Genomic DNA, 6,256 nt, shown 5'->3' on the forward strand with positions numbered 1-6,256 from the left:
GTTCAGCCGGCCTGCCGCCGGTTCGGCTCTTCGTAGTGCGTCCTGGTGGCCGTTCCGCCGACAGATTGCACCAGTGAGGCGGCGATGTCGCGGAGTTTGACGTTGCCGTTGCTGGAGGCATCGGTGAGGATCCGGACTGCGGTTTCCTGGTCGCAACGGTTCTGGGCCATGACGATCCCGATGGCCATGTCGATCACGGTCCGGGATTCGAGCGTGGCGCGCAGGTTCGTGGCGCTGTCTGTGTGCAGCGAGAAGCGGACTGCCAGCCGCAGCGCCTGGGAGATTTCGCGGGTGTAGCCGCGGGCCCGGACAGCGACGTCGCCGTCGAACTTGTGCGGGACATCGGAGTAGAGGTTCAGGGCCGCCTGGGCTTCGCCCTGGAGGTGGAAAGGCACCGACAACACCGAGCGCAGGCCGTGCGAGGCGACGGCGGAGGCGTAGTCAGGGCCCCAGCGGTCCTCGTCGAAGAGGTCCGGGACGTAGACCTCACGTTCTTCCTTGGCGGCCGTCAGGCAGGGGCCCTGGGACAGTGAGTACTGGATCTCGTCCACTTCGCGGGCGGAGTCGCTGCTCCACCCGATCGTGGCGGCCTTACGGTCCCGGAGCAAGGTGATTCCGCACAGCGCGTCGTCGCCGGAGCCGGCCACCTGGTGCGCGGAAAACCGAGCGAGTTCGTTCAGGAACTCTTCGAAGTCCGCGCTGTCCAGGATCAGGTTCTGGATCTGGTCGACCGTGCCCACCGAAATGTCGGCGCCCTGCCCTTCAGGGCCGCGATTCACACCGCTGTTCAGGGACTTTTCGGACGGGAGCATGGCGCGTGTTCTCCAGATAAAAGGATGGACGGGTATGGGACAAATGATAGGTCACGGCCCATACCCCGTCCACCTTTGACGTCCGGCGCAGAAACCCTAGCTAAGGCCCAGTTCGTCTTTGCCGAAGGCGAAGAGATACGGAACACCGGCTTCGGCCTCGATCTTTTCCTTGGCCCCGGTGTCGCGGTCCACGATCACGGCGACGGCCACCACGTTGCCGCCGGCCTTGCGGACACCCTCGACGGCGGTCAGCGCGGAACCGCCGGTGGTTGAGGTGTCCTCCAGGACCAGGACCTTGCGGCCCTCGACCGAGGGACCTTCCACCTGGCGGCCCATGCCGTAGGACTTCTGCGCCTTGCGGACCACGAAAGCGTCCACCGGGCGGCCGGCGTCGACGGCGGCATGCATGACGGCGGTGCCCACGGGGTCCGCCCCCATGGTGAGTCCCCCGGCGCACTCGAAATCGATCCCGGCCTCCTCCATCAGCGAGAGCATGACCTGTCCGACGAGTTTGGACGCCTCGTGGTGCAGGGTGATGCGGCGCAGGTCGATGTAGTAGTCGGCTTCGGCGCCGCTTGAGAGGATGACCTTGCCGCGGACTACGGCCAGTTCCTTGATCAGTTCCAGGAGTCGGGCACGGGCAGCGGCAGCGTCGGCTGCGAAGTCACGGGTGGCAGTCATGGCTCTCAGTTTAGTGGCTGGTCCGCCGCGGATTCCCAGCCGGTGTGCTGTATGTCGTTCCCGCGCCAGGCTAGGGCTGCGGCTGGGGTTCGGCACGCCGCGCGAAGGCCGGTGCGTGCTCGGGCCGCGGCCCAAAGGCGATGAAGCGGGGAATGATCTTGCGGAACGCCGGAATGTGCCGGGCGAAGAAGAGCGCCGCGGCCGGAACTTTTGTCCGCTTCCCGGTCAGGACCGGGCCGAAGATCGCGTGCTGCATGAGCCGTTGGGCGCTCTGCACAATGACGGTGGGCAACCGGCGCCGTCGTTCGACCTTCTCCAGGTCTGCCGTGGTCACCCGGCCCCGGAGCAGTGCGGGGGCAAGGTACTCGGCGGCGGCGGCCGCGTCCTGGATGGCGAGGTTGATTCCGACGCCGCCGGCCGGGGACATCGCGTGCGCGGCGTCCCCGATGAACAGCAGCCCGTTGATGTGCCATGAGTGCAGCCGGTTCAGGCGCACGTCCAGCCAGTGGAGGTCATCGAGGGACGCGATGGCGTCAACCCGGTCCGCAAGATCCGGGCGGAGAGCCGCGACCCGCCGTCGGAAGCCCTCGATGCCTTCCGCACGGATCCGGGCATCGGCGCCCTTGGCGGCGAGGTAGCCCATTTGGTAGTAGTCGTTGCGGAAAAGGGCCAGCAGCGCCTCGCCGGGGCCGAACGCCGGCACGAGCCCGGCCACCTCACCCGTTTCGGAGGGATAGCGGGGCAGCCTGAACCACCAGGTGTCGAAGGGCACCGGGAATTCCTTGGGCGCCAGCCCGGCCGCGGTGCGCAGCACGGAATGGCGGCCGTCCGTGGCCACCACCAGGTCCGCCGGGAGCTCGTCCTGCGTGCCGTCGGCGGTCCGGAAGCGGACTCCGCGGACACGGCCTCCGTTGCGGACCAGGCCCGTGGCGGTGTGGCTCATGAGCAGCGTAAACCCCGGTTCCTGGGCCGCGGCCTCGGCGAGGAAGCTCAGGAAGTCCCACTGCGGCATCATGGCGATGTAGTTGTACGGCGGCGGCAGGGCGTCAAAGTCGCCCATGGTCACGGGCCGCCCGCCCGGGACCGGGAAAACGACGTTCTTCAGGCGGCTCTGCGGCAACCGGCGGAACTCCTGGCCGAGTCCAAGTTCGTCGATGAGCCGGATGGTGGACGGGTGCACGGTGTCGCCGCGGAAGTCGCGCAGAAAATCGGCGTGCTTCTCCAGCACCGTCACCCGCACCCCGGCCCGCGCCAGGAGCAAGCCCAGCATCATCCCCGCAGGTCCACCGCCCACCACCGCGCATCCGGTCTTCTCCATGGCCCCACGCTACGCCTGCGCGGGGTGCCGCGGGAGGGGTTTTTCGCGCAGGTTTTGGACCCGCGCTGCGGCTCCGGACCGGCGCGGCGTGGATCCGCGTGGCGCCGGTCCGAAACCGTAGCAGGGGGACGGAATCCAGGCCTTAGAGCCGGGTGTCGAAGGAGTCGCAGAAGACGTTCTCGTTGAACGTGCCCTGGAACTCCGACTTGCCTTGGATCTTCTCGATCGCGGCCCGGATGGCCGCCGGAGTGCCCGCGTGGGCGTGGATGGCGGTCTTGACCATCGGCACGTCAATGAGGTGGTTCGGCTGGTTGAGCGAGACGAACACCGTGGGGACCTCGGTGGCGTACCAGGGGATCTCCGCGGCCATCGGCGTGGACCACTTGATCCGGATTGCCGCTTCCTGCGCGAAGCCCTTCACATTGGCGAACACGAACGCGGCGTCATACTTGTCCGCGTAGTCCCCGGTGGCTTCCTCGGAGATGACGGACATGAAGTTCACGCCTTCCTCCCCTGCCGCCTTCCGCTGCGCCGCCGTCTTGAAGAGGTGCACCTCAAAACCGGCCCGCTCCAGTTCCGCGGCCACCACATCGAGGTAGGCCAGTGGATCCGCCATGGTGAAGTCCGAGCCGCCGGAAATTCCGTACAGCCGGATCCGCTTGTGCGTCTGCGGGGTGATGGGCAGGTTCTGGGCTGTGTCCTTCACCAGGGTCACGGTCTTGTCCGCAATTTCGGCGGCGATGGCCAAGTGCGCTTCGCTGCCGATCTTTGCCAGCGCCTCCGCCGGCGGAACCAGCGCCCCTCGGGGCTTCAAGTGCAGTCCGAGCGAGGCCTTGAGGGCCAGGATCCGGCGCAGTGCGTCATGCAGCCGCGCTTCGGTGATGACCCCTGACTTGTAGCCGTCCAGCATGTACCCGAAGTCCTCGGCCGGGTTCCGGAAGAACAGGAACATGTCGCACCCGGCCGCAATGGTGGCCGGGACGAGCTCGCTGCGCTTCATGGCCTGGGTGAGGCCGATCATCTGGGACGCGTCGGTCAGGATCAGCCCGTTGAAGCCGAGCTCGCCGCGCAGCAGGTCCTGGAGGAGTTCCGGCGCCAGGGTCGCGGGCAGGATGTCCTCCGCCGCGAGGCCCGGGCGGAAATGCCGTGACAGGTCCGGCGCGCCGATGTGCCCGACCATGATGGACTGCACGCTGTGGCCGATCATCTCCCGGTACACGTGCCCGTAGGTCGCGTTCCACTGCTCGTAGCCGAACGTGTTGTAGGACGTGACCACGTGCTGGTCCCGCTCGTCCAGGCCGTCACCGGGGAAGTGTTTCATGGCGCACACGGTGGGCGATTCGCTGATGCCGTCGAAGTACTCCTTGGCCCGTTCCACCACGATCTCCGGGGTGTTGCCGAAGGCCCGGGTGGAGATGACGGTGTTGCGCCAGTTGTAGTGGATGTCCACGATGGGCGCGAAGGCCCAGTTGCAGCCCAGCGCGGCGGTCTCCACCCCGGCAACGCGCCCCATCTGGCGGGCGATGCCCTTGTCCGGGTGCGAGCCAGCCTGCAGGTGGGTCGAGACGAACGTCCCGTCGTCGCAACTGCCGGCGCCGCCCATTTCCGGGTTCGACGCGATCAGCAGCGGTACGCGTGTCTTGGACTGCGCGTAGCGGATGTGTTCCTGCACCTCGGCCGACGGCCCCGGCCGGTACCGCATGCCGCCCACGTGGTACTGCTCCAGGACACCGTCGAGGTATTCCGGGGAGTAGTCGTTGTTGTGGTTGATGAACAGCTGCCCGATCTTTTCCTCGTCCGACATGGAGCCGATGGTGGACTCCACCCACGCAGTCGCGGCATCGTCGAGGTTGAACGGCGCGGCCTTTAGGTCCACCAGGAACCGGGTGGCTCCGCCCTGAGGCCCGTCAAGGGCCGCAACAGTGTCGTCAACGATCTGGTTCACTGGCGTGGCGATATCCACTACTACACTCGCTTCGTCGGTTTGGAGTTCTTCCAGGGTTTCGAGCTGCGAATCCAGCAGCGAGAGCGGCATGAAATGCCCCGGACGCGCTGCCATGCGGCTGCTGAGCAGTTCCCGGGTCCCGTGCAGGTGCACGAACACCACGGAGGAGTCCCCTCTGCGGATGATGTCGCGGTAGGAACGCTTGAGCGCGCTGCACGCGATGACCAGGCCGGAGTCCGACGCCGCGAAGCGCCTTCCGATCTCGGCCAGCCAGGGTGCCCGGTCGTCGTCGTCCAGCGGGGTTCCCGAGGCCATCTTGTCGATGTTCGACTGCGGGTGCAGCGAGTCGCCGTCGAGGAATTCCGCCCCCAGGCGGTCGGCGATGGCCGCGCCCGCGGTGCTTTTGCCGCAACTGGTCACGCCCATCACCACGATGTGGCGGCGGGCGGGACCCGCGGCCTTCAGTACACGGGTCGTGGCCGGGTTAGCAGGCATGCCCGGTGCCGTCGACGCCGGGTTACCAGTCATGGACGGTGCCGTCGACGAGGCGGTTGTAGGGCAGGTAGGCCTGCTGGTAGGGGTACGCGGCGGCGGCTTCTTCGTTGAATTCGACGCCGATGCCGGGTTTGTCGCCGGGGTGCAGGTAGCCGTCGGTGAAGGTCATGGATTGTTCGAAGACCTCGTTGGTTTTGTCCGAGTGCTGCATGTATTCCTGGATGCCGTAGTTGTGGATCGCCAGGCCCACGTGCAGCTGCGCGGCGAACCCGACCGGGGAGATGTCGGTGGGGCCGTGGAAGCCGGACTTGATCTGGTACTGCGCGGCGTAGTCCATGACCTTCTTCAGCGGGCTGATCCCGCCGAAGTGGGTGGACGCGGCCCGGACGTAGTCGATCAGCTGTTCCTTGATCAGGGCCTGGTAGTCGTAGACGGTGTTGAAGATTTCCCCGATCGCCAGCGGGGTGGTGGTGTGCGCCCGGACCAGGCGGAGGGCTTCCTGGTTTTCGGCCGGGGTGCAGTCCTCGAGCCAGAACAGGTCGTAGGGTTCCAGCGCCTTGCCCAGCTTCGCGGCCTGGATCGGGGTCATCCGGTGGTGCCCGTCATGCAGCAGCGGGATGTCCGGGCCGAACTCGTTGCGCACGGCCTCGAACACGGTCGGCAGGTGGCGGAGGTAGGCGCGGGTGTCCCAGTCCTCTTCCTGCGGGAACGCCCCGCGCCCGGCCGGTTCGTAGTCATAGCGTTCCCCGGAGGCCTGGGCCTGGGCCGCGACGCCGTAGACGGCCTTGATCCCGGGCACCGCGGTCTGGATCCGGATCGACTTGTAGCCGAGCTCGAGGTGTTCGCGGACCGAGTCGAAGAGCGAGGGCAGGTCCGCGCCGGAGGCGTGGCCGTAGGCGCGCAGCCCGTTCCGGGACGCCCCGCCCAGGAGCTGGTAGACCGGCATCCCGGCGAGCTTGCCCTTGATGTCCCACAGCGCCATGTCCACCGCGGCGATCGCGGCCA

At 67.3% G+C, this 6,256-nt stretch carries 5 protein-coding genes; all 5 read right to left on the minus strand.

From position 1 onward, the window contains the following. Positions 1 to 2 precede the first annotated feature (2 nt). Positions 3 to 812 (minus strand): GAF and ANTAR domain-containing protein, encoded by an 810-nt coding sequence (locus tag B5X90_RS18110; RefSeq protein WP_018776143.1) that lies wholly within the window; start codon positions 810 to 812, stop codon positions 3 to 5. A 96-nt stretch (positions 813 to 908) separates the two neighbouring features. Further along, complete coding sequence (gene pyrE, locus B5X90_RS18115) at positions 909 to 1,493, minus strand: orotate phosphoribosyltransferase (protein WP_079555321.1); 585 nt, start codon at positions 1,491 to 1,493, stop codon at positions 909 to 911. 70 nt (positions 1,494 to 1,563) lie between these two features. Next, on the minus strand, positions 1,564 to 2,811 hold the full coding sequence (locus tag B5X90_RS18120) for an FAD-dependent oxidoreductase (RefSeq protein WP_079555322.1): 1,248 nt from the start codon (positions 2,809 to 2,811) through the stop codon (positions 1,564 to 1,566). A 142-nt stretch (positions 2,812 to 2,953) separates the two neighbouring features. Beyond that, positions 2,954 to 5,284, minus strand: coding sequence for a gluconokinase, GntK/IdnK-type (locus B5X90_RS18125; RefSeq protein WP_372702896.1), 2,331 nt, complete (start codon positions 5,282 to 5,284; stop codon positions 2,954 to 2,956). Continuing rightward, positions 5,274 to 6,256 (minus strand): D-galactonate dehydratase family protein (locus B5X90_RS18130; protein ID WP_079555324.1); only part of this gene is annotated, 983 nt, incomplete at its 5' end. The genes B5X90_RS18125 and B5X90_RS18130, both read right to left, overlap by 11 nt.

Source organism: Arthrobacter sp. 49Tsu3.1M3, from assembly GCF_900168135.1.
Lineage (GTDB): Bacteria > Actinomycetota > Actinomycetes > Actinomycetales > Micrococcaceae > Arthrobacter.